General features: G+C 69.8%; 15 protein-coding genes and 1 pseudogene. 5 read left to right on the plus strand and 11 right to left on the minus strand.

Features of this window, described 5'->3' with window-relative positions:
• Positions 1-2,243: 2,243 nt before the first annotated feature.
• The 3 genes from BI06_RS55475 (at position 2,244) to BI06_RS50615 (ending at position 3,978) form a co-directional block, all read left to right on the plus strand.
• Positions 2,244-3,290: an FtsK/SpoIIIE domain-containing protein gene (locus tag BI06_RS55475; RefSeq protein ID WP_369826109.1), complete on the plus strand. Its 1,047-nt coding sequence runs from the start codon at positions 2,244-2,246 to the stop codon at positions 3,288-3,290.
• A gap of 282 nt (positions 3,291-3,572) precedes the next feature.
• Positions 3,573-3,803, plus strand: a complete 231-nt coding sequence (locus BI06_RS50610; protein WP_043467805.1) for a hypothetical protein — start codon at positions 3,573-3,575, stop codon at positions 3,801-3,803.
• Position 3,804: 1 nt separating this feature from the next.
• Positions 3,805-3,978: a ribbon-helix-helix domain-containing protein gene (locus BI06_RS50615; RefSeq protein WP_158516420.1), complete on the plus strand. Its 174-nt coding sequence runs from the start codon at positions 3,805-3,807 to the stop codon at positions 3,976-3,978.
• 526 nt (positions 3,979-4,504) lie between these two features.
• Here the strand turns inward: BI06_RS50615 and BI06_RS12125 are convergent.
• Positions 4,505-5,689 (minus strand): NaeI family type II restriction endonuclease, encoded by a 1,185-nt coding sequence (locus tag BI06_RS12125; protein WP_233290124.1) that lies wholly within the window; start codon positions 5,687-5,689, stop codon positions 4,505-4,507.
• A gap of 172 nt (positions 5,690-5,861) precedes the next feature.
• On the opposite strand from BI06_RS12125, the gene BI06_RS50620 reads away from it, so the two are divergent.
• The gene (locus tag BI06_RS50620; RefSeq protein ID WP_051740832.1) at positions 5,862-6,092 is read left to right on the plus strand and encodes a hypothetical protein; all 231 of its coding nucleotides are present in this window, start codon (positions 5,862-5,864) and stop codon (positions 6,090-6,092) included.
• Positions 6,093-6,346: 254 nt separating this feature from the next.
• Here the strand turns inward: BI06_RS50620 and BI06_RS12135 are convergent, their stop codons facing one another.
• Positions 6,347-9,196, minus strand: coding sequence for a hypothetical protein (locus tag BI06_RS12135; protein ID WP_051740833.1), 2,850 nt, complete (start codon positions 9,194-9,196; stop codon positions 6,347-6,349).
• Between the two features lie 468 nt (positions 9,197-9,664).
• Between BI06_RS12135 and BI06_RS53405 the strand changes: the two are divergent.
• Positions 9,665-9,897, plus strand: a pseudogene (locus BI06_RS53405) (restriction endonuclease); the annotation flags it as partial.
• Positions 9,898-10,007: 110 nt separating this feature from the next.
• Here the strand turns inward: BI06_RS53405 and BI06_RS12140 are convergent.
• The 9 genes from BI06_RS12140 to BI06_RS12180 all read right to left on the minus strand — a co-directional run bounded on the left by BI06_RS12140 (position 10,008) and on the right by BI06_RS12180 (position 23,515).
• On the minus strand, positions 10,008-11,909 hold the full coding sequence (locus BI06_RS12140) for a DUF2075 domain-containing protein (RefSeq protein WP_051740835.1): 1,902 nt from the start codon (positions 11,907-11,909) through the stop codon (positions 10,008-10,010).
• Between the two features lie 957 nt (positions 11,910-12,866).
• On the minus strand, positions 12,867-14,777 hold the full coding sequence (locus BI06_RS12145; protein WP_030396149.1) for an amidohydrolase: 1,911 nt from the start codon (positions 14,775-14,777) through the stop codon (positions 12,867-12,869).
• Between the two features lie 74 nt (positions 14,778-14,851).
• Positions 14,852-15,685 carry an alpha/beta fold hydrolase gene (locus tag BI06_RS12150; protein ID WP_043467807.1) on the minus strand — a complete coding sequence of 278 codons (834 nt, stop codon included), beginning with the start codon at positions 15,683-15,685 and terminating at the stop codon, positions 14,852-14,854.
• A gap of 291 nt (positions 15,686-15,976) precedes the next feature.
• Positions 15,977-16,405, minus strand: a complete 429-nt coding sequence (locus BI06_RS12155) for an SsgA family sporulation/cell division regulator (protein ID WP_051740837.1) — start codon at positions 16,403-16,405, stop codon at positions 15,977-15,979.
• A 152-nt stretch (positions 16,406-16,557) separates the two neighbouring features.
• On the minus strand, positions 16,558-17,271 hold the full coding sequence (locus tag BI06_RS12160; RefSeq protein WP_043467808.1) for an alpha/beta fold hydrolase: 714 nt from the start codon (positions 17,269-17,271) through the stop codon (positions 16,558-16,560).
• Positions 17,272-17,290: 19 nt separating this feature from the next.
• Complete coding sequence (locus BI06_RS12165) at positions 17,291-18,112, minus strand: AraC family transcriptional regulator (RefSeq protein WP_233290115.1); 822 nt, start codon at positions 18,110-18,112, stop codon at positions 17,291-17,293.
• A gap of 140 nt (positions 18,113-18,252) precedes the next feature.
• A complete protein-coding gene (locus tag BI06_RS12170; RefSeq protein WP_030396154.1) occupies positions 18,253-19,104 on the minus strand; it encodes an alpha/beta fold hydrolase in 852 nt (283 codons plus the stop codon).
• 181 nt (positions 19,105-19,285) lie between these two features.
• Complete coding sequence (locus BI06_RS12175) at positions 19,286-20,533, minus strand: CdaR family transcriptional regulator (protein ID WP_043467812.1); 1,248 nt, start codon at positions 20,531-20,533, stop codon at positions 19,286-19,288.
• 138 nt (positions 20,534-20,671) lie between these two features.
• Positions 20,672-23,515, minus strand: a complete 2,844-nt coding sequence (locus BI06_RS12180) for an AAA family ATPase (protein ID WP_369826104.1) — start codon at positions 23,513-23,515, stop codon at positions 20,672-20,674.
• Positions 23,516-23,598: the final 83 nt, after the last annotated feature.

Below are 23,598 nucleotides of genomic sequence, written 5' to 3' on the forward strand. Positions count from 1 at the left end.
TCATGGCAGCGCGCACCGCCATGTTCACCGCACTGCAGCCAGCGGGTTCGGTCCACGCCATCGGCGCCGGTACAGCCGCCGAACAAGCCCGTGCCTACGTGGCCGCCTACACAGCGCTGCTCGACGCCATGCTCGACAGCGACCGCTTCCTCGCCGAGTTCGAGCGCATCCTGCTGTGCGACGCCGTCGGCCACCCTGAAACCGGCGAGCTCTTCATCGCCCCGACCAACCCGGTCAGCGTCCAGTACCTGCTCACCCTCGCCCAGGCAGCCCAAAGTTGGCTCCCCCGCGCAAAGGACGTCCTGCTAGCCGACCTCGAAAGCTGCAGCCCCCGCCACCTGCTCCCCTTCTTCGCACTGAACGACACCTGGTACGAGACCAGCGGCGCAGCGCCGCTGCTGTGGCGGCGCTACCGCCCCCAGTCCCAGACGAACCCCGGAGAGAATCGGACCGGCTATATCGCCCGGCGGATCGAGCATTTCCTGCGCGTCCACCCCGAGTACAGCAATAGCAACCAGGTCTTGTCCCTGGCCTTCCACGAGCCGGGCGACGGCTCGGCCATCCTGGAAGCCCTCCGCCGGCTCGTCAGCCCGCTCGTCGCCGACGCCAGCAAGGAGATGCCGCGGCTGGCTGTCACCATCGTCAGCTCCCGCACGGCGCCGACAGAGCTGCAGCGCGTCATCAGCAGTACCGCGGCAGGCGGCGCAGGCACTGCACTGGCCGACCGCATACTGCGGGACCGCGTCAGCCTGCGAAGGGCCGCCCCCGGCGAGGGCGTTCCGGAATTCGCGCACCTGTCGTTCGTCTTCCAGTCCTCGCTGGAGCGGAAGGCGACAGTCATCGACCTCGCAACCCGCGCCGGGACGCTGTACGCGGACGGACTGGCAGCCTCGCCCGGGCGCCACACAGAGTCCGGCAAGAACGAGACAGCCTTCGCCTGGGGAACATTCGCCAGGCACGGCGGGGCCGAGGGCCTGCCCTCCCTCATCCGCAAGACACTCGAACTCGTCAGCGGCATGCCGCGCGAGCCGATCGTCCGCGGCCGCACCCGGATGCCCTCCACCCGCGTTGCCAGCACCTTCCTCACCGGCCTGTACGACAACAGCGCATGGGTCGTCCACCTGGACAAACTGCTCGGCCTGGAAGCGTTCGCACCCAACGCGAGCGGCCAGCAGACCCGCTACCTGATCGACTACGAGGAGCGGGCGGACCCGGCGCAGCCGGGCCTCGACGCGATCACGGCCACATCCCGCGTCGCGCCCTACCGGCTGGCACTGCGGCGTGCGCTGACCGGCCTGGGCCAGCCCACCGAGACTGCCCTCGACCGGCTCCTCCAGCTGTTCAACGGCGTCAGCGGCCGCTGGGCGCTCGACCTCGTCGGGGCCAACCCCAACGACCTCCACGAGCGGATCGGCCTCGCGGCAGCGATCGCCAGTCTGCAGGACCTGGATGGCGGCCTCCATGCCGAGGACTCCGTCGGCATCGTCATCTCCCTGGAGGAGATGCTCGACGCCCTGCCCAAGGGCGCCCGCCCCGCCGCAGGGACGCTCTGCGACGACCTGCTCTACCTGAGCATCCCCCTTAACCAGCAGCAGCCGCTGCTGCGGGGCCGTCTCCTCGAGGTGAAGTACCGCAACTCCACAGACCCCGCCACTCCCGGCATTGCCCGTGCGCAGCTCCAGCGCGCCCACACCTGGCTCACGGAGACTTTCGCCGACGAGACCACCCCCCAGCGGCAGTTCCGCTCCCGCGACCTCGCCGAACTCGTCCGCGGCGCGGCCGCACGCGCCACCGCGTTCGGACTCCTGGAAATCGGAGACCGGGACGCATTCGAGGAGGTGGTCGACGCCATCGGCCGCGGTACCTTCTCGCTGGACCTCGGCTTCGAAGCGGGCGGAACCCTCCTCCAGGGCGACTTCGTCAGCATCGAGGCCGACAGCGCAGTCCCCGCCCACCGCCAGCCCCTGACCGGCCACGGCCTGCCCCTGGGCCACCTCAGACTCGGACGTCCCGCCCTGGAGGCCCTGGCAGCCGGCAAACCGATGCCCCGCCCTGCCTCCCTGCCCGCCGTATCCTTCCCGGACCCCGGCGACCCGCAGACACCCGGCACCGCCGCGGACACCCCACCCGAAGACGACGGCGGAACACCGCAGAACACAGCCCCAGCCCCCGTGCAGCCGCCCAGCACCCCAGGCAGCGCACCAGCAGCACCCCCGGCACCGGACCCCGCCGAAATCTCCGCTATGGCAGCACGCCTCGATGCGGCCTTCGCCAAATACGGCCTCACCGTCGAACCCTTCACACCAGAGCTCGCACAAGCCGGCCCCAGCGTCATCCGCTTCCGCACCCGGACACTCGGAAAACTGTCCATCAGCGACGTCGAGCGGCGCAGCCGCGACATCGGCCGCGAAACCGAAGCCCCCGGCAGCATCCAGATCGGCGACGAGCCCGGCTTCGTCACCGTCGACGTCCCCCGCACCGAACGCTCCCACGTACCGCTCGGAACCGTCCTCGCACAGCTGGACGCCTCCCCGCGCCAACCGGGAGCGCTGCAGTTCATCGTTGGCATCGCCCCCAGCGGGGAAGTCCTGACTGCAGACCTCGCCCGCCTCCCGCACCTGCTCGTTGCCGGAGCGACAGGCTCGGGGAAGAGCGTCTTTCTCCGGGGCCTGCTCGTCGCACTGCTGCGCGCCCGCACCCCGCAGCAGCTCCAGCTGCTCATCGTCGACCCTAAGCGGCTCGACTTCGCGCCTTTCGCCAAGGCCCCCCACGTCCGCGGCGGCGCCATCATCAGCGATCCCGACGAAGCCCTCGAACAACTGCGCTCCACACTCGAGACCGAGCTGGCCAGACGCCAGCCCATCCTCGAAGAAGCAGGCGTGAGCTCAGCCGCCGAGTTCTACGAGGCCGGCCGCAGCCTGGAAGACCTGCCGCAACTCGTCATCCTGGTCGACGAGTTCGCCGACATCGTCCTCGCAGGAACCGACCGGAAGGGATTCAGCGAGCTCATCCAGCGATACGCGCAGCTCACCCGCGCCTACGGCATCTACCTGGTGCTGGCCACCCAGAGGCCTACCGTCGACGTCATCACCGGCAGCATCAAGGCCAACCTCAGCGCGCGTATCGCCTTCTCCTTGCCGAGCGGCCGCGACTCGGCAACCGTGCTGGACCGCGCCGGGGCCGAAGACCTGCTGGGCGGCGGTGATCTGCTGTTCTACCGAAACGGCCGCGTCGACCGTCTCCAGGCGCCGCTCGCAACCCTCGCCGACGTGCGGCAGGTAATCAGCTGACACCACGCGGACGGATGGCCTTCCAGGCGGAAGCCTGAGCGGACCAGAAGACCCGCGAAGGCCAGATCGACCGCCTTCAGGCAGGCGGGCGCAGCTACGCCCGCCTGCATCCGCGACTTGCCCGTTGCGGTGTCGGAGTGGCCCTGGTGGCCATTCCGCCGAGCATCGCCGACTGCGGGCGGCGCTTGCGCTACTTCGACCTGAACCAGAATGAGCGGTAGATGCTTGACTGGTGTACCTACACCGCCATGGGGTGTAGGTACACCACATTAGGAGGCGGCAGTGCAGTTCTTCTTTGAGTCCGAGGAGGCCGCGGAGCGAGGCCGTGACTATGCCGAGTTCTATAAGGACGTTGTTTTCGCCTGCACCCTCTGCGCCAGCGAGAACACCGTGGAAACGGACGAACTCACCCCCAGTGGCGTGCACTATAAGGTCCTCTGTGAGAACGGTCACCTTTTCAACGGTATGCCGCCCCGGGGCCGTCGTTACGAAGACTTTCACCAGGTGCCCTGACATGCCGAACAAACCGGCCGCGCCGTTGAAGAACGTCCGTGTTCCCGACGATCTCTGGAACAGCGCCAAGGCGGTGGCCAAGTCTGAAGGGCGCAGTCTCTCGGAGGTTATTCGGCAGATGCTTGCCATGTACGTCGAGAAGGGGCTGGATCCGGGAGGCAAGGCAGGTCTGTAGCCTGCCCATTCCTGGGCCTTTGTCCACCAGTTACCGAAGCCGGGCGAAGGCATGAGGCGGGACCGTTTCGGCATAGACGTCCCTGCGAGAGTGCGGTGTGGTCGCCTGCCGTAGAACTCAACCCGGAAGCGGGACAAGAGAGGCAATGCCGGAATGCGGGCGCGTCGACGGCAAGACTCATGGGCGGCGGCCGTTCTCTCCGACTTCGTGGCTCTCAATTCGGTTGCGTTGCAGAGAGATCGAACGAGACTGCGAACCTCTGCCCAGATGTAGGTCCGGCCCGGGCCGACCGGGCCAGATGGCCTGGGCGGTCCACTGAGAGAACCTAAAACGGCCTGCGCGTGGGCCCTGGTCTCGACGTGGTTCACGCGGGCCCCCGACTGGCCCCATGGGATTCCGGCCCAGGGCGGGCCGCATCCAGTGGTGTTTCGCCGCCTGCGCGCACCGGCAGCGTGGGACAACCGCACTCGGACAGGTCGCGACCCGGGTGCTGCCACGCTACGCGGCTGGGGCTGTCCGAGTGCGTTCAGTCGCTTGGCCTATCGATCTCCCGGTCATCAGGAAGATCAGGCGCAGGATTCGGCAGCTCGTTCCCACGGGCGCGCGCCCAGAACTGGCCGTCCAGTGAGAACTTCGGCCGCGCATCGTCAGGTGAGACAGGAACGATGCGGGTGGAGATCCACTCGCCCTTGATCGGTACTGGCAGTCTGAGCGCACGGGCGACGTGTGGGTGTGACCCTTGGTGGCCCAGCACGACGATGCCCTCCGGGCGTAGATACTTCCGTGCGTCGCGGGCACGCTTCGGTGAGTCGTCCTGCTGGCCGACGGTCAGCACGGTCTGTCGGCCGACTATCCGGTCCTGCACCTCGCGGAACAGCTGGTTCAGTCGCTGCTGGCCCGACGAAGGTCGGCGCGGCAGCGATGCTGTGAGGATCCGCTCGCGTGCTTTGGGATCCAGGTGAAGCAGCAGGTTTGTCGGCAGATCTGTCTGGAGGCCGCCCCAGAGCCAGTACACCTCGGACTTGGCACTGTCGGCGAGCCTGCGCTTGTTGTCTCGGTTGTATGCACGGACGCGACCGCCGTTTGCATCCCGTTCCTTCTTCCAGCGCAGGCGCTCATCGGTGATCCGCACGATGCCCGCGGCCCACTCCCTCGTGTCATCGTTCATCCAGGTCACGACCGCAGCATGGTCGGCACGACCAGCCCGCTCGCCGTGGTCAGCGCACAGATACATCTCCATCGGGATCTCCCAGCCGCCGAGATCCTTGGAAAACTTGCAGTCGATGTCGAAGCCGGTGATGGACCAGTCGAGGTCTGCGCCGTCGGCGATCTCGAACTCCTTGGTGAGGTTAACCTCGACGGCCGTACCGAGATACGTCTTCTCGGTCTTCGTCAGATGCTGGTACGCCCACCGGCCCGTCCGCTGACCATCGAGCAGCTCATCGACAGAATCACGCAGCGCCCATCGGAAGCGCTCTCGCGCCTGCGGCTGGTTGTTGAACCACTCCACGAACGGGGCAAGGTCTTCGGGGACCTGCTGCGTAAGACCGGCCTGAATCCGCCACGCGCGCGGTGTCTTGCTCATGGCCTCCCGAGGGAGATCCCAGGTGCGGAATGTGTTGCGGCGTGAGTGCATCGCTGCCAACGCTCGCGATTCCTGGATGCCAGCTGGAGCAGCTTCCTGCGGGAACGGCAGTCCCTCTTGAATCATCACGCGCAGTAGTCTGGCAGCGCGCACAGGTTTTGTCGGCCTGCAGCCGCGCGATCTCGCGGGCGGCGGTCCGGGCCGCGCGCGGGGCGCCGAGCGCGGCCGGGTCGGTTCCAACCGGCAGCCGCCAAGCAGTCGGCCTGGGGGTGACGGGGCCGAAGACCCCGGGCTGGTCGTGCAGCAGCGCTATGTCGGCGATCGCCTCACCACTGTCGGCGAGCATCACGGCCAGGTCGACGGCGTTCTGGCCTGGATCGTGGCCGGTGCCGCGCGGGCGCAGCCGACGCAGAGCGTCGCTGAAGGTGTGCGTGAGGCCGGTGGCGTCGGTGAGACCGGCCGACAGCCGGGATCCGGCGTGGCTGACCACCCCGCACCTGTCGGTGGCGACGACGAGCCGGGGGCGTGACCCGGTAGCGCCCCGTTCCACTCCACGGCGCCAGGCATCTCAACTCCACCACGCGCAATGGAAGTGCCTGTTCCGCCCGCGGGAACCGCTGCAGCGACGGACGATGCCCTGCGGGGTCCGGGAGGATTGCGCCGAGAGTCGAGCTGGGCCCCGATGCGTGCTGGGCCTAGGCGGAGTGTCGAGGCGGAGGATGGATCACTTCCTCACGCGCATTCTGCAGACGGTGGGCGTCAACCTGTTGAGGGAGTCGAGTGTTACTCCCGCCGGTGCTTCATACGGTTGCGCCAGCGGTCCAGAAGCTTGCATTCGGGCTCCGGCAGGGGAGCGGCCAGCCGGTGGCGCAGCCGGTCGGCCTCCTGCAGGACGCTGCGGATGTCGGCGACGGTCGCCGTCGCCTTACGCTGTCCGAGATCCTGGAGGAGAGCCCGGATGCGTCGGAGGGCAGGGTCGGTGGGCCTCTGATCGAGGGCCCACTGCTTGAACTCACGCATCATCGGGGTGACCGCCTCGCGGTCCTCCGGGGAGAGCCGCTGTGCGTAGACGGCGCCCATGGTCTTGCGGATGCGCTTCGTCTCGCCCAGATCGCCCGCGTCTTGGGCGGCACGGAACTGCATGGCGAGGTCGTCGAAGAGCGCACGCGCCTCGGAATGGTGCACCCCGGGGCTGTCTGCGGTGGTACAGCGGGAGACCGACGCATCGGGCGGGGACTGGCTGGCGCCAGGGCCGCGGGATGTGGCACTTCCATCAGTGGGAGGCGTGGCACGAAACACAGCTCGCCAGTCGTAGAGCCGCTCCCGAAGAGGCGCCGGAATCGACGCTTCCCCGATCCGATGCGCGATGCGGTCCGCTTCTTCGAGGGCCCGGTACAGGTCCAGGAAAGCCGGGGTTCCGTCCTGGACGTCGAGCAGGTCGAGCACGGTTTCCAGACACGCAAGCGACTCACTGTCGGCAGGCTGCCCCGCTTCCGGAGAGGACGTGGGAGTGGCTTCACGGCGAGGCAACGGGGCGAGTTGGGCGTTGTGCGCCTCAGGAGAGCGCTTCTGGCTCTCTCCTCGGACGTCTGAGACGCCGTCGGTCTGACCCTGCCGGCTCAGCCCGACGTGACCCTGTGCCAGCAGCGTTCCGGCATTCGCAGGCTCCTTTGGAGACTGCTGGAAGCCCGGTGCGATGATGGCAGGCGTTTCGACCGGTGCGGCGGGGAACAGCAGTTCGTCGCTGTGAGGTTCGCTTCCCGTTCCCGCTGGCCTCTCCTGCGCCGCGGCTATGGCGCGGGTGAGCGCCGTGGTGTGGAGCTGTGCTTGGGAGATTCCCCGGTTGTTGAGCGCGCGCAGACGTACGGCTGCGCCGCGCTGCCCCTGCACGCCCGCCAGCCATCGCTGCGCGCTGGCGATCACCTTTGCCAGATGGCGCCCCGGCTTTCCGGGTGTCGTCCGCCGATATCCGAGCGCTGCGGTGACGAGCCTCTGGACCTGCTCCACGCTTGCGCCGCTGTCCCTCGGCCGGGACGTAGGGGGTGTGGGGCCCTCCGACAGACGGACGGTAGGCCGAGCCCCGCCGGTGGGCGGGGGTACCTCCAATCCGACTGCTGATGCGATGTCCGCCAGGTAGGGCAATCGGGTGCCGGTAGAGGTCCGGACCACCGCGGACAACAGGCGCCCACTTCGCCGATCCACCTCGATGAGAAGGTCCCGGCGGACGGAGATCGGGAGACTGGAGAGCTCCAGGTCCGTCGCTTCGGCGAGTTCGTGCCAAGTCACCGTCGCCCCATGGCCGACGGCTCTCTCCAGCGCCAGCTTCAGACTGCTCACCGCGGCCATGGCCTGCTCCGGTAGCCTGCCCGGTGTCACTGGCGGTCGCTTCTCGGCGGAGGGCACCACGGCCTGGCGGTGGGCGGTTCGAGGCTCCTGTGGGGAACCGTCCTTAACGGGTTCCTTCCGAGGTGCACTTTGGGCGGGCAGGGTGGGCGCGACCTTCTTCGCGGGCGTGGCGACGGACCTGGGAGCTGGGGACGGTGACACGGGCGGAGGGGACGGGGGCGGCGTCCAGAGGCCGGTGCGGTGGGCCTCTCGCGCGTTGAGACGCTCGAACGTCCCGGCCTGTATGAGCCATTGTGGGTCACCGGTGCCGTCGGGCTCCGTAAGTGCGATTCGTGGGGTGCCGGTGAAGCGGTAGACGTGGTCCGCGGACGGGTGCGGTACGCCGTCCGGGATCGAGATCAGCGCACGGATGATTCGGCTGTCCGGGGGTCTGACGTCGGCGGCCACGACGTACCGGCCGACATCGGCGAGCGGCGAGTCAGCCGGGGCGGAGGCCGCGGTGTCCAGGGCGAAGACGGCGCCGCCCTGCAGCGCGAAGGAGGCAGGGCGAGGGCGGGGTCGTGCGATCGCGCCGACTGATAGAGGTCCCTCGGGCGTCTTCGTGATCAGACCTGTGGGTGTCAGGGTGCAGTCCTCGAAGGGGGTCCAGTCGATTGCCGCCTGGTGCGGCCGCTCGGCGCCAACATAGATGCGACGGACTGCGCCCTCCGTTTCGCAGCGGACCCTGAGGGTGTAGCCGAAACGGCCCAGCATCTCCCGGGTGATCGGGCCATCCTGGTTGAAGATCCAGTCGATGCCGTCTGCATCGTCGGCGAGTTCCATGTCGGCTCGGCGCCAGGCCCGGTAGTCGAGACCGCTGAGTTGGAAACGGAATCGCTGGCGAGTCTTCGGGATGTGGACGTCGACGGCGTCGCCCGGGCCGGTGCCGAGGTTGCGAAGCGTGGCACTGCCGGAGAGCCGGCTCTCGCGGAGCCAGCGCTCCACGCCCTGCTTGATGAACAGGTGATCAGCGCTGTCCTCGCCGTTGGCAGTGCGATGGCAGACGAACGGTGAACCGTCATGGTTGGGGTGGTGTGCGAAATGGCAGACCTTGTCCCGATAGAGACGGTCCGCCAACTGTCGACCGCAGCCTCCGAGTTTGGTGCCACACCAATAGGTGCAGCTGGGATGCAGCTTCCGCCAGCGCTCCAGCTCGTGCGCCTCCATCGGAAGGATGATCGGTATCTCGGAGCTCGCATGGCCGATGACGCCGGTCTGGACGAGGCGATGGTCGAAGGCTGCACACACGTGGGGACTTCTCCGGTCAGGTGTCCGATGGCGATGAGGGAGAATAGGACCGCCGACCCTCTCCGGCGCGGCGCGTGGGGCCAGCGTAGAGCGAGGCCACGCAAGGCGGTGCCTGCTCGCTTCAACAGGGCGAGCTGCTCAGCATTCCGGAATCGCCGCACGCCGTACTCACGGGACGCGGTGCCCTGCCAGACCAGGCCGCGCACGGCGGTGTAACCGAAGCCCTCGTCAGGGTGAGGGTGTCGCCAGTGAGACCTGGCGGTGTCCGCTCGGGAGGTGACCAGCGAATACTAATCGGATGGCCGTTGCGGCCGAAGGATCCGCGACACTCTATTCTCTCCGCGGGGCTCGGCTGTCCGTGTGGCAGGCGATGATGGGTGCAACAGCCGAAGCCTTGAAGAGGGGAGCGGCTCGCGTGCATCTGAGCCAGGTGAGAGTCAAGGGTCTGCGCGCCAGTGCCGAGGCGGAGGACTGGGGGAGGGGCGCCGCATACTCGTCTCACAGCGCTTCGTCGGACGCAGCGAGGCCAGCAGGCAGCACGTGCTCGCCTTGGCCGGACGGCCGGTCATCGGCCGGCAGCGGGGATCCCATCGGTTGCGGGCCAGCACCGGAAGTGGCATGCCGCACAGGTCTTCCGTGGCGAGCCCAGAGAATCCCCGACACCGGCGCACACCGTCGGGCAGAGGCTGCCCGACTGCTGATCCACCAGCGTTGACGACCACGTACCGTCCGGCTCCGTACCGCATGGCCGGGAACAGACCCTGCGGAACGGACGGCACCGGGCGCCCCGCGTAGAGTCAGTGAGTGGACGTCAGCGGCGGCGGCCGTGCCCCACCTCGATCCGTCCCGCCCGCTGCCCGGTGACCAGATCGCGCAACTTGACGCGCGTCTCCGGGTCCGTCGAGTACACGACCGTGCCGATCATTCCACGGGTCAGTAGCACCTTGTAGGTGTTGCGGATCAGGCGGTCGATGTCGGCGTCGGTGGTGGACCTGCGGAGGACGGGGTCCTTGGAGGCCGTTCGGTCGGTAGTCCAGCGGTCGGTCCGCCAGACGAGGTCCGGCCCGAGGATGACGCCGCTCCAGTCGTACTCGAAGCCCTGGGCGGTGTACACGCAGCCGACCTGGCCGAAGCCGGCCGGGTCGGTGGCCCACAGCGCGGCCGGTGGAGCACCGGCGATCGAGCGGTCGCCGTAGACGTTCCAGGGGCGGGCCCAGTCACCGATCCGCACGTCGAGGGGGAGCGAATCACCCGGGGCCACCTTCGTGGTCCACTTCCAGCAGTACCCGGCCGACATACGGGCGCCGTACCCCTCCGCACGCCGGGCGTCGAGGAACGCCTCCAGCTCCTGGGGACTGTCGACCACCTCCAGGGCGACCTTGCCGTCCGGCTCCCAGCCGACAGGGCCGCCGGGCTCGAGGTCCAGCAGGCGCACCACCCAGTGCAGGTAGGCGTCGCTACCGCCACAGCGGAACTGGCTGTCCAGCTCGACCACCTGGCAGTCCAGGCCCTTCACGGCGGCGGCGGCCCGGATCTGGGCCACGGTGCCCATCTCGCCCGGCCGGACGACCTGGTGCTCGTCCAGCAGGAACACCGGTACCCGGGCCGCGTCGATCAGCTCCTCGATCTGGGGCTTGCCCGTCCGCTGCGCGGCCCGGGTGTAGCGGTTCGCTGACGTCTCCCGGATCCGGTGGGCCTCGTCGCAGATCAGCACGTCCAGCCCGTTGCGCTCGGCGGTCATGAAGCTGTTGAAGTACTTGAACAGGTCCTGCACCTGACGCTTCCGTGCACCGGCCATCCGGCGCATCGTGGTGGTGAACGAACTGGAGCCGGTCGCGTGAAGGGCAGTGACGCCACATCGGTACAGGTCGCCGAGGAGGGACAGCGCGATCACGCTCTTCCCGGTGCCCGGGCCGCCGGTGATGACGACCACCTGCTTGTGGTCGGACTGCTGCGCTTGGCGGACCGCGCGCAGCACCAGCTCGTAGCCAACTCGCTGCTCGTCCAGCAGGATGAACTGCTCGCGCTCGCAGACCTCTTCGGCGGCAACTGCCATCAACTGCTTGGACGGGGCCACCTTGCCCGCGAGCAGCTGGTCCGCCGCCTCCGCGCCAGAGACCGGCTTCAGCTTCGAGCGGAGGTACTGGACGAATTCCCCGCGGCGTTCGGCGGTGAAGAGCCGGCCGCGCTCATCCTGCTGCACCTCGTAGAGGCCCTGGACGCCGAACTCCGTCGCGTTGTGAAGGAAGGCCACTCCGGACAGCCGCTCAGGATGGGCGGCGAGCGCGCCGTTGAAGGAGATGAGGTAGTCGCAGTAACCACGGACCTGCTCGATCGGGTTCAGCACCGGCCGGGTATATGCATCGACGCGGCAGAGCAGGGGCTGGCCGTCCTCCGGGAGCGCACTGCTCCACTGCTTGAGCTCGACCACTACGTACGACGGTTCGCCCGTGCTCGGGTGGACGCCGGCGAGTATGACGTCAGCCCGCTTGCTGTTCAGCGGAAGCGAGTACTCGAGGAGTACCTCCACCATGCCCAGCCCAGCGTCCAGGAGAGCATTGGTCAGGACCGGGATGCTCAGCTCCCAGGAGCGCACCTCGGACGGGCTGGGCTTGTGGCCGTGCTTGTGGACGAACTGGTCGATGAGGCGCACGAACAGTGATCCGGCCAGGCTCTCGGCGGCGACCGCGGACGCGGAGTCGCGGAACAGCAAGGAATGCTCCCAGGCAGCACGAAGTGACTCGTGCGGGTGGGGGCATGTCCCTGGAGGGAAGCCCGGCGGGCCGCGCTGATGACAGGGCCAAACCTACAACGGAGAGTCTGAGCTTGTGCCCGAACACCTGAGCCTCCACCAGCGTATGGCGGACCGAGAATGGGCGACGGGGACGGCTTGCGTGGCCGGCAGAGCCCCGGAGCGGCCCCGTCTGGGCGGGGCTACTCTGACGGCTTGGGCCACGACAGCTGCGACGGGAGCCGGGGAGGGTCTGGAGCGGGGAGAACCGGAGACATGCTGGGGACCACGCGTCGATCACCATCGTCTCTGAGGCATCTTGCGGTGAACGAACAGCGCGGGCTGTCTACCGTCTGACGTGCAGCGACGCCTGTCGCCGGGCGACTGGGGGTCAAGGGGTCGCAGGTTCAAATCCTGTCGTCCCGACCAGCGTTTGTGCAGGTCGGAGGCCGTTCTCATCGAAATGATGGGGGCGGCCTTTTCCTTTGGTGCTCGCAAGGTGGTCGTGAACGGCCGGGCGAAGTGGCTGCGGCTGGGGTCGTGCGGCTGTCCGGCGTGCTCGGCGTCGAGGAGGTCGCGGGCGGGGCGCTTGGGGTCGAGTGGGGGTGAGTCGCAGGGCGACGTCGGTGTAGTCGGCGAAGGTCTCCTCGAGGTTGTCGAGCTGTTCGCGCAGGGCGTGGGGTCGGGGCGCAGGCGGTCGGTGATGTGCATGGCGTGGTGGACGAGGCCGATGACTGTGGCGTACGGGGTGGCGCCAAGTGGCGGTCGTGGATCCGCGCGGCTGGTACGGAGACGGGGCGGGGGAGGCGAGGGACGTCGTAAGGCGGCCCTTCCGCGGCTCGCGCCGGGCAGCGCCGTGCGCCGCCCGAGCGGCAAGGCCTGGCGGCGCACGGCGTTGAAACTGTCGGGCCCGGAAGCGGGTGGTTCGGAACGGGCGGCTCAGAGGAAGCAGGGGTCGTCGAGCGCGGGGCCGCCGGCCTGCCCGGGTACCCACTGGCCGCGGGTCGCGCGCCAGGCGCGCTGCTCGTCGGAGTCGGCCGCCGCCTCGGCCAGCCGCTCGGCCTGCCGGACACCGGACAGGCTCGGCGCCGGGGTGGCCTGGTAGCCGCCGAAGCGGGCCACCGGGCTCCACAGCGGGACCACGGCCGGCAACTCCGGGGCGAGGCCTTCGTGTTCCTGGGCGCCGTACACGATGCGGCCGCCGACCACGGTGAGCACCGACTCGATGTGCGGGATGTCCGCCTCGGGGACGGTGAGGTAGTCCGCGCTGAGCACCGTGAGGTCGGCGTAACAGCCCACCCGGAGACGGCCCTTGACCTCCTCCTCCCCGGTGAGTCGGGCGCCGCCGAGGGTGTACAGCTCCAGCGCCTCCTCGCGGCTCAGCCGGCCCTCGGCCGGGCGGAGCGTACGTCCGCTGACGGCCCGTCCGGAGACCAGCCAGTGCAGGGCCACCCACGGGTTGTAGGAGGAGACCCGGGTGGCGTCGGTGCCGGCGGCCACCGTCAGGCCGCGCTCCAGCATCGCCCGCACCGGCGGGGCGTCGGCGGCCGCGGCCGCGCCGTAGCGTCGGACGAACGCCTCGCCTTGGAAGGACATCCGGTTCTGCACCGAGACGGCGCCGCCGAGCGCCGCGATCCGGTCCAGGCTCGCGGTGGAGACCGTCTCGGCGTGGTCGAAGAGCCAGCGGTTCCCACCGGGGAACAGGCCCTCGGCGGCCAGTCGCTCGAAGACCGCCAGGTCGCGGCGGATCGTCTCGTCGTAGCTCGCGTGCAGCCGGAAGCCCCAGTCGTGCTCCATCAGCAGGCGTACCGCTTGCTCGAACCCAGCCTCGTACGGGCCGAGCTCGGGGCGCGGTTCGGAGAAGTTCTCGAAGTCGGCGGCCGCCCAGGTGAGGTTCTCCCCGGCCCCGTTGAGCCGCAGCCATTCGTCCCCGTCGCCGGGGCGGACGGTCTCCACCCAGCGCCGCAGGTCGTCCAGCTCCTGCCCGGCGGTCTGCGGGAAGAGGTGGTAGGCGATCCGGAGTGTCAGCTGGCCCTTCTTCGCCAGCTCCGTGACGGTGCCGTAGTTCTCCGGGAAGCTCTGGAAGCCGCCCGCCGCGTCGATGGCGGAGGTGAGCCCGAAGCGGTTGAGCTCGCGCAGGAAGTGCCGGGTGGAGGTGGCCTTGTCGGCCTCGTCCAGGGTCGGTGCCTTGGCCAGGGTGGAGTACAGCAGCAGGGCGCCCGGGGCAGCCAGCAGCATGCCGGTCGGCTCACCGTCGTGTGCGCGCACGATCTGCCCGCCGACCGGGTCGGGGGTGTCCCGGGTGAAGCTCGCGGCCCGCAGTGCCGCCCGGTTGAGCAGCGCCGACTGGTACAGGTGCAGCACGAACACCGGGGTGTCGGGGGCGGCGGCGTTGAGTTCGGCGAGGGTGGGAAGCCGGCGCTCGGCGAACTGGTCGGCGGACCAGCCGCCCACCACCCGCACCCACTGGCCCGGAGGGGTGCGTTCGGCCTGGGCGCGCAGCATGGCCAGTGCCTGGCGCAGCGTCGGCACGCCGTCCCAGCGCAGCTCCATGACGTAGTTGAGGCCGCCCCGGATGACGTGCAGGTGCGAGTCGTTGAGGCCGGGGACGGCTCGCCGGCCGAGGGCGTCGACCACGCGGGTGCGTGGGCCGACCTGCGGCAGGACGTCGGCGTCGTCGCCGATGGCGGTGATCAGTCCGGCGCGGATCGCGACCGCGCTCGCCCGGGGGCGCAGGGGGTCGCCGGTGTAGACCTTGGCGTTGCGCACGACCAGGTCGGCGGTGTGGTCGGGGGAGGCGTCGGGGGCCGAGGGGCCGGGACGGATCCCGGCGACGGGCATGCTCGACATGCGATCTCGCTTTCGGGGAGCAGAGAAGAGGGGAGCGGAGGAAGAGGCGGAGGAGGGCGCGGGGGAGCGGTCGATCACTTGCCGATGAAGGCGAGCAGCTCCTTGTTGACCTCGGTGGCGTGCGTCCAGATGAGACCGTGCGGGGCACCTTCGAGCACCACCAGGCGGGCGCCCGCGATGGCCTTCGAGAGCGGGACGGCGGTCGAGCGCAGCGGCAGGGTGCGGTCGGCGTCGCCGTGGATGATCAGGACGGGGACGTCGATCCTCGGCAGGTCCGCGCGGAAGTCGGTGAGCCAGGTCGGGACGCAGTCCGCTGTCGCCTTCGCGGAGGCCGAAACACCGATGTTCCAGCTGTACTGGACGACCTGGTCGCTCACCCGGTCGCCGCCGAGCACGTCCACGTTGTAGAAGTCGGCGAGGAATCCGGCGATGAAGGCGGGGCGGTCGGCGCGGATGGCGCCTTGGATCTCCTCGAAGACGATGCCGTCGACACCGTCCGGGTTGTCCTCGGTCTTCAGCAGGAACGGCGGCACCACGCCGAGCATCACGGCCCTGGAGATGCGCTCCGAGCCGTAGGTGCCGAGATAGCGGGTGACTTCGCCGCTGCCCATGGAGAAGCCGACGAGCACCACGTCGCGCAGGTCGAGGTGGGTGAGTACGGCGTCGAGGTCGGCCGCGAAGGTGTCGTAGTCGTAGCCGAAGGACGGCTTGTCGGAGGCGCCGAAGCCGCGGCGGTCGTAGGTGATCACGCGATGGCCGGCGGCCAGCAGCGCAGCCTCCTGCTTCTCCCAGGACGCGCCGTTGAGCGGCCAGCCGTGGATGAGCACGACGGGCCGACCGGTGCCGTGGTCCTCGTAGTACAGGTTGATGACGCTGGAGTTCTCCTCGTCGACGGGGAGGAAAGGCATGGGTGCACTCCGTGCAGGTGTGGTGCTGCCGACATCGGAGGCCGGCACGGTGGGGACGCGGTACGGACGAATCCAGGGAGCCGGGGGGAGTTGGCTTTCCTCTGCACGCACCGGTTCTGACCCGTCCGGGCAGTTCCGGATCAGACGCCGGCCGGTCGTTCTCCCGGCCGGACCGGGCGGGGCGGGGCTGCGCCAGTACGGGGGCGGGAGCAGCTGGGGGCGTGGCGGGGCAGCGGCTCTGCGAACGCGGATGGTCAGCGTTTCGGCGCGGGCCCGGGCGGTCCTTGAAGCCTAGGAATCCGCATTCCTGATACCGCTGGAAAGGATCTCCGCCAGAACCCTGTCGAGCTCGGCCTGCGCCTTGTCCTCCCATCGCTCCTCGGCGCACTGCGTCCTGGCCACCACGTCGCGCACATGGGCCGACGCCATCCTGACGACGCACCAGGACTGCCCCGAGATGAGCTCGACGTCCGTCTCGTCCTCGCCGTGGGGCCGGACGCGCACGTCTCCCTCGCCCGTCGGCAGGATGAGCCCGGTGGCGAGCAGATCCCGGCCGAATACCCAGGTCGCGGCCGGTGGATCGTCCTCGGCTGCGAAAAGGTCCATTCGGACTGCCAGTGCATCGTCCGGCGAATGCCTCATGCGCAAGGTCATTTCATGCCATTCACACGCTGCTGTCATCAGTCTCGCGCTGATCGTCTTTTCGAGGGGGAGCTGCATTGCGGTTCCTTTCGCCTTCATTGAAATTACCGGTGTTCCGGATGTCGTCGAGCCGTTCCACGCACGCGTTCTTGACCTCTGGTGCACGCGATTCGAAAAGCAACGTGGCGCGGACGAACCGGGATTCGTACGCGCCACTCGGTGCGTTCCGGTCAGCTCGTCGCCCGCACGGCGTCCCGGATCAGATCGGCGACCTGCTTGGGCTCCGACAGGGCGACGGCGTGGGAGGCGTCCGGGAGCTCGACGACGACGGACCCGGCCCGCTCGGCGCCGAAGCGCTGGACCTCCGGGTTGATCGCGCGGTCGGCTCCGGCCACCAGCGCCCAGGACGGCTTCAGCTGCCAGGCGGCGGCGGAGGCCGTCTCGGTGAAGGCCGCAGTAGCGACCGGGCGTTGGGCCGCTGCCAGGACTCCGGCGACCTCCTCCGCCACGTCCGCGGCGAAGACGGCGGGGAAGGCCGCCTCGTCGATGGTGACCTCGATCGCGGAGTCGCCGTCGACGAGCGGGTAGGTCCACTTCTTCAGATTGCTCGTGAGCGAGGAGTCGGGGAAGCGTCTGTCGAGATCGCCGAGGCTCTCGCCCTCGTGGAGCACGTACGCGGCTATGTAGACGAGTCCGACGACGTTCTCCGCGGCGCCGGCCACGGTGATCAGCGCACCACCGTAGGAGTGGCCGACTAGAAGGACGGGGCCGGCGATCTGGGAGACGACGGACGTGACGTAGGCGGCGTCGGAGGCGAGGCCGCGCAGGGGGTTCGGCGGTGCGATCACCGGGATGCCGCGGCTGCGCAGTTCCGAGATGACGCCTATCCAGGCCGCTGCGTCGCCGAAGCCGCCGTGTACGAGGACGACGGTGGGGGTGGTCATGGCGGTTCTCTTCTCGGTGTCAGGCCGCGTGCGGGGTGTCGGCGACGGCCGAGGACGCCAAGGACTGCCATTCGCTGGGAGTCATGCCGTACGCGCCCCGGAAAGTGCGGCTGAAGTGCGAGGGGCTGCTGAAGCCCCAGCGGTGCGCCACCGCCGCCACGGTGAACCGGCGGTTGGACCGGCCCAGTTCGACCCTGCAGGACTCCAGCCGACGTCGCCGCACCCACTGGCTCACCGTGATGCCCTCGTTCTGGAAGAGCTTGTGCAGGTACCGGACGGAGATGTGGTGGGCGCGTGCGATCGACTCCGGCGAGAGGTCCGGGTCCATGAGGTGCTCCTCGATGAAGCACCGGATCCGGGACAGCATCTCGCTGCCGATCGTCGGCGCCTCGGCCTCCTCGCCCTCCTCCCCGGTTCCGAGGAGTTCCATGAGCAGGACGGACAGGAGGTGGACGGCCGTACGGGCGAGCCGGTCCCCGGGCCTGGACCGGCGGAAGTCGGCCTTGTCGGCGAGCGCGGACAGGAAGTCCGACACCAGCGCCCCCAGCCCGTCGCCACCCGGCACGGGAACACCCACCACCTGGTCCAGCTCCGACTCCGTGACTCCCAGATAGCCGCGGGGCACCCGGAAGAAGATCATGCGGCAGTCGTCGCCGAACTGCAGAAGGTGGCGCCTCGCCGGATCGCAGAAGACCAGGTCGTGCGGCTCCAGCGCCGTTCTGGCGCCTTCGCGGACACTGGTCGCCGCCCCCCGGACGTGCATCCCGAGATAGAGGAAGTTGCCGTCCCCCTCGCTCGGTATGCCGGAACGAATCTCGACGAGCCATTCGGAGGCGGACACCGGCCGGAGAGCGGCTGGTCGGTGTTCCTCCTTTTCCGGCGCGCGTGACATCACTGACTGGGTCATGAGAACTCCAGGCCTACAATTCTTTACGGTGGAGCAGCCGTTCGCGCGGCCGCCGGAACGGAAACGGAGGCGGTCTACGCTCCCAGGTCCGGTTCCTCGGCGAGGAACTTCTCCACCACCGCGTTGAAAGCCGCCGGGTTCTCGAGGAACGGGAAATGCGAATTCGCCGCCTCGGAGGTGAACACATGGATTCGGGCGCCGGGAATCTGCCGGGCGATGAAGCGCTGCGACTCGGGGTTCACATGGCTTCCCTCGCAGCCGATCACCAGGGTCGGCACATCGATCCGGGGAAGCACGTCGCGCCAGTCCTGGGCGCAGTGGTCGAACAGCAGGGGGACGCCGGCGTGGGCGGGCGTCGAGGTGATCTCCTGTGCGACGAAGGCGAGGATCTCCGGGTCCGGCTCACCCGAGAACATGCCGCGCACGAAGTCGGCGCGCACCCGGTCACCTCCGGGGGCCGCGAGCGCGGCGAGCAGTTCGAGGAGCTGTGACACGTCGAAGATGGCGCCGGACTGCTGCTGCTCCTCCCCGGTCGTCCAGGGGACGGCGGCGACGGCCGCCGGCTGGTCGACGGCGACGAGGCGCCGGATCCGTCCGGTGCCGTACTGGTCGATGAAGCTCCACCACACCGAGACGCCCATCGACCACCCCAGGGCGTCGAACCGCACCAGCCCGAGGTGGTCGACGAGTTCGAGCACATCGCGGGAGAACCGGGCGATGCGGTAGCCGTGCTTCGGCTTGTCGGACAGCCCGTGGCCCCGGAAGTCGACGGTGATCACGCGACGGCCGGGCGACAGGCTCTCGACCTGGTGGCGGAACATCGCCTGCGTCTGGCCCCAGCCGTGGAGCATGACCAGGGGGACGCCCTCGCCACCGGTGTCCCGGTAGGCGAGGCGTGTCCCGTCGGTGGTGATCAGTTCCTTCATGACCTCTTCCTTCCCTGGCCACGGGCCTGTGGTCGTGCCCGCGCCGTCTCTCACATCTTCGATCACGGCCCTTCGCCGCCACCACCGCGCGCTGTAGGAATCGGGTCGCGGATCCTTCTCGCTTTGTCGAAGCGGTGGGGACCGGCGGGGACCGGCGAGGGCCGGTGGGGGCCGGCCGGGATCAGGCGGCCCGGTCGTCGCCGGTGGCGAGGAGTTCCTCGATCCTGAGCCCCAGGTGCAGCGTGAGCCGGTGACCGCCGTCGTCGAGGTCGAGTCCGGTGATCTCCTGGATCTGGCGCAGGCGGTAGTAGAGCGAGGTGCGGTGGAGCCGCAGCGCCTCGGCGGTCCTGGGGATCGATCCGGCGTGTTCGAGGAAGCAGCGCAAGGTGTCCCGGAGCCGGTCGTCGCCGTGAGCCTCGTTCAGGGTGCGCAGTGGCTCGGGGACGAGGGAGGCGTTCAGTGCGTGCTCGGGGAGCTGGAGGAGCACGGCGAACTCCCCGAGCAGGTCCCAGTCGCCGATGCTTCGCAGCGAGGGGATCCGGCGCGCGGCCCGGGCCGCGACGAGGGACTGCTCGTACGACCGCCAGGCGTGCTGCAGGCCCGGGTGACGCCCGCCGACACCGATGACCGGAGCCGCCGACGGTTCCAGGAAGGTGGCGAGTTCGTCGAGGATGCGGGCCGACTGGGCGGCGACCTCGGGCGGGGTGGGAGGCCGCTCACGCACTTGGAGCAGGACCGCCCGGTCCTGGTCGACCGCGAGGACGCCGTGCGCCGAACGTGTTTGCCGGAAGCCCTCCAGAGCCCCCCACAGAGCCGCTTCGCGTTGCCGCACGGGCTCCGTGCCGCGGCGCAGCTTGACCAGGGTGACCAGGACGTGTTCGGCCTCCCCGAGCAGCCCGAGTTCCACGGCCCGCCGACGCGCGGCGGTGCGGGTGACGACGTTGGTGTCGACGAGTTCCAGGACCAGGGTCTGCTCGTCGGTCTTCCGGGTGTCGGCGCCGAGCTGCTCGACGTACATCTGGGCGGCCATCAGGCCGGCGGCCCGCCCGATGGCTTCGGTCTCCTTCGGTTCGAGCGTCATCTCGGGCGCCACCACCATGAGCAGCCCCAGGAGGTGCCCGCGCTCGCGCAGCGGCACGACGTAACGGGGCAGGAGTCCGAGGTCGTCACGGCCCTCGATGAATCCGGGCCTGGGCCACTGGGTCACTCCTTGGGCGAGTACGTAGCGGATCGTCGCGTTGTCGGCACGGCCCTGGAGCAGCGTGCCGATGCGTACCGGGTCCTCGTCCCCGAAGTGGCGACTCGTGCAGACCACGCGGACCAGCGGATCATCGATCGCGACGGACCGGCCGAGCTGCTCCGCGAGCTCGTCGACGAGCGCCTGGAGTCCAGGGCTGCCAGGGCGGGCTCGCTGGAGCCTTGCGGTCATGCGCTGTTCCTCTCTCGACCAACTGTTCCCTGCGGAACGCCTCCTTTCCGCAGCTGTTGATCATTTTGAGGAGACGGCGATGTCCGCACATCGCATGAAGGGTCCATAGGTACGGCGTCGGCAGGGGATGCGAAGTGATCACTCTCCGCTGTCGCGTCTCTCCACCAGTCGGGCCAGCTCCGCGCGGGAGGCGATGTCGAGCTTGGTGTAGGCGCGGCGCAGGTGCGAGCCCACCGTGTGGGGCGACAGGGAGAGCTGTTCCGCCACCTGCGGGTTCGTCAGCCCCTGGGCCACGAGCCGTGCCACCCGGAGCTCGGACGCCGTCAGCTCGGGCCATTCCTTGGCAGATCCGGCCGGTGAGGGGCGTCGGCGCACTCCGGCGGCCCGCAGGCGTCGACGGACCCGCGCGACGTGCCGCTCGGCGCCTGCCCGGCTGTAGAGCACGAGCGCCTTGTCCAGGTACGGCACCGCCTCGGGCCTGCGGGTGGTCGCGAGCTTGCGTCCGACGTCCTCCAGCGCCGACGCCCGGGCGATGGGGCGTGAGCACCCCTCGTACAGCCGGACGGCGTGCATGAGGTGTGCCAGATCGTTGTCGAGCAGCCCGCGGGCGTGCGCGGCACTGGCGGCGAGGATCGTGAAGTCCGGGTTGCGCGCGGCTCGCCGCTCGGCCACCTCGACGGCCGGAGCGGCCCGCTCGGCTGCGCCGACGCGCAGGGCCATGCGGACGAGGGCGGGAGTGTCCATCGGGTCGACCGGGCTCACCAGGGCCGGCCGTTGCTCGGCGAGCGCCGCCAGCACCTCGTGGAGTTCCGCCAGGGCCCGGTCGGGCCGGCCGTCGAAGTCCGCCAGCTGTACCAGAATCCAGGCACTGACGCTACGGGCGAGCGGTGCGCCCGTACCCCGCACGCGCCGCGCCTGCGCCGCGCACCGCTGAGCGGCTTCGCGGTCGTCGGTGTGGATCGCCACTCGCGTCAGCGTGTAGAGGAGCATGAGTTCAGCGAGGTCTCCGCCGTCGAACGCACCCCTCATGTCGGCGGCGGCTTCCGCATCGGCCCGGGCTTCCGCCAGCCGCCCGGCGTCCAGGAGCGCCCGGGCGCGGTGCATGAGCCACATGCGTGCGGCCGCCGCCCGGCCCTGGTGGCGGGTGTCGTGGACCCCGGCCTCGGCGAGCGCGAGCGCCTCCGCGGTGCGGCCGGCCACGGTCAGCAGCAGGCACTGCCACAGCGCCTCCGGAATCCAGACCGAAGGGGTGATGCCCAGTCCGGCCGCCAGGGCGGCCGCCCGGCTCGCCCGGCGGAGCGCCTCGTTCCAGTCCATCCGGTAGAAGCACAGGGCCGAGTCGACCGCCATCATGGTGGCCTGGGCGATGCCGTCCTGGGCCGCATCGGTGGCCTCCCGCGCCTCGGCAGCGGTCTGCTCCGCACCCTCGGGGTCACCCGCCAGCGACAGGCCCAGGCACAACAGGGCGAGCAGCCGGGCCCGCAGTGCGGCCGGGATCCCGGGCAGTGCCGCCCCCGTACGGGCCTGGCGGACGGCCTCGGCGAAATCGAAGTGACTGGCGAGGCGCGCCATGGCGAGGCGTATTCGCGCCTCGTCGTCTGGCCCGAGATCACCGGCGGCCAGGGCCGACGTCCCCAGGTCGTGTGCCTGGGCCGGCTGCCCCATCTGCCAGAGCAGTGGGAGCGTCTCGGCGATGACCTTCGGCCGTTGCGCCGGGTCCTCCATGGTGAGTTCCAGGGCTCTGAGGCTGAGCTCCGCCGCTGCTTCGGGTGCGGTGGCCGCGAGATCGGCCGCGGCGGCACGCAGCCGTTCGACGGCCGTCCGGTCGCCGAGCCGCACGCCCACGGCCGGCGGCGTGCACGGCTCGATCGGGGACGCCGCGCGCGCCGGCGGCAGCTCGGCGGCATGGTTCCGCAGGGTTCGGCGCAGGGCGGGAGGGAGCCCGGCTTCCACAGCCTCACGGATCAGCTCGTGGCGGAACTCCAGACGGTCGTCCCTTTCGACGAGCAGACCGGAGTCGAGGGATTCCTGGATCGTGGCGATCAGCGTCGCAGGTCGTCTGCCGAGCAGCCCGGCCAGCAGCTCCACGGGGACGGGGCCTCCCACCACGGCCGCCGTTTCGACGAGTTCGCGGGCCGCGGTGGGAAGCCGGGCCAGCCGGCCCTCGACGGACGGCAGTTGCGTGAGGGAGAGGGATCCGGCCGTGAGCCGTGCTGTGCCGTTCTCGATCGTCACCAGCCCCTCGTCCCGCACCGCGTCGAGCAGTTCTTCGAGCAGCAGCGGCACCCCCTCGGCGCGGCGCGCGACACGGAGGACGCCCGGGTCGGGAACCGCGCCCAGGACGTCCTCCGCGATCCGGGCGACCGCCGGGTCACCGAGCGGCCCCAGAAGCAATTCGTGCGCCCCGGCCTGCCGAATCCTGTCCAGTGTCGTGCGGACCCGGGAAGGCACGCTCCCGTGGCGCACGGCGACCAGCCACAGGATCGGGTGCGGCGCGAGTGCGGCCGCCAGGGTGTGGAAGGTGAGGAGCGTCAGTTCGTCGCACCACTGGAGGTCGTCGAGGACGATGAGCAGCGGCCCGCTTTGAGTGGCCTCCCGCAGGCGGTCCCCCAGTTCCTGGAGCAGCCAGAACCGCTGGCCCGGCGTCGCGGCGAGGTCCCGTAGCCGGTCGGCACCCGCGAGCGGTTCCTCCCCCGCGAACAGGCCGTCCAGCAACGGGCCGAGCGGCACGAACTGTTCGTCGGGGTCGGCTCCGCCCTGGAACACCCTCGTCCCGCGCCGTTTCGCGGACGCCGACGCCTCCGCGAGCATCCGCGACCTGCCGATGCCCGCAGGGCCTTCGACGAGGACGATCCCGCCTGCCCCCCGGGTGAGGGCGTCGAGTCGCGCCTCGACGAACGCCAGTTCCTCACCCCTGCCGCGGACCGGTGTCCCCTCACCCTCGACGTCGCCGGGGAAGGGCCATGTCGTCAATCGGTTCACACTCACTCCGCCGGCCGGGGCCGCACGGGACGGGGCTCGTCCAACGGGCGGTACGGCGGATCAGTATGCGGCACGGCGGCTTC

It is taken from the genome of Kitasatospora sp. MBT66, from assembly GCF_000710405.2.
In the GTDB taxonomy this organism is placed as follows: Bacteria; Actinomycetota; Actinomycetes; order Streptomycetales; family Streptomycetaceae; genus Kitasatospora; species Kitasatospora purpeofusca.

Bases quoted from the DNA above. Each gene is read 5' to 3' on its own strand.
- BI06_RS12155 (WP_051740837.1), bottom strand. From the start codon at position 16,405: ATGCAGCTCCCCCTCGAAAAGACGATCAGCGCGAGACTGATGACAGCA.
- BI06_RS12150 (WP_043467807.1), bottom strand. From the start codon at position 15,685: ATGCCTTTCCTCCCCGTCGACGAGGAGAACTCCAGCGTCATCAACCTG.
- BI06_RS12160 (WP_043467808.1), bottom strand. From the start codon at position 17,271: ATGACCACCCCCACCGTCGTCCTCGTACACGGCGGCTTCGGCGACGCA.
- BI06_RS55475 (WP_369826109.1), top strand. From the start codon at position 2,244: ATGGCAGCACGCCTCGATGCGGCCTTCGCCAAATACGGCCTCACCGTC.
- BI06_RS50615 (WP_158516420.1), top strand. From the start codon at position 3,805: ATGCCGAACAAACCGGCCGCGCCGTTGAAGAACGTCCGTGTTCCCGAC.
- BI06_RS12175 (WP_043467812.1), bottom strand. From the start codon at position 20,533: ATGACCGCAAGGCTCCAGCGAGCCCGCCCTGGCAGCCCTGGACTCCAG.
- BI06_RS12170 (WP_030396154.1), bottom strand. From the start codon at position 19,104: ATGAAGGAACTGATCACCACCGACGGGACACGCCTCGCCTACCGGGAC.
- BI06_RS12125 (WP_233290124.1), bottom strand. From the start codon at position 5,689: ATGATTCAAGAGGGACTGCCGTTCCCGCAGGAAGCTGCTCCAGCTGGC.
- BI06_RS12145 (WP_030396149.1), bottom strand. From the start codon at position 14,777: ATGTCGAGCATGCCCGTCGCCGGGATCCGTCCCGGCCCCTCGGCCCCC.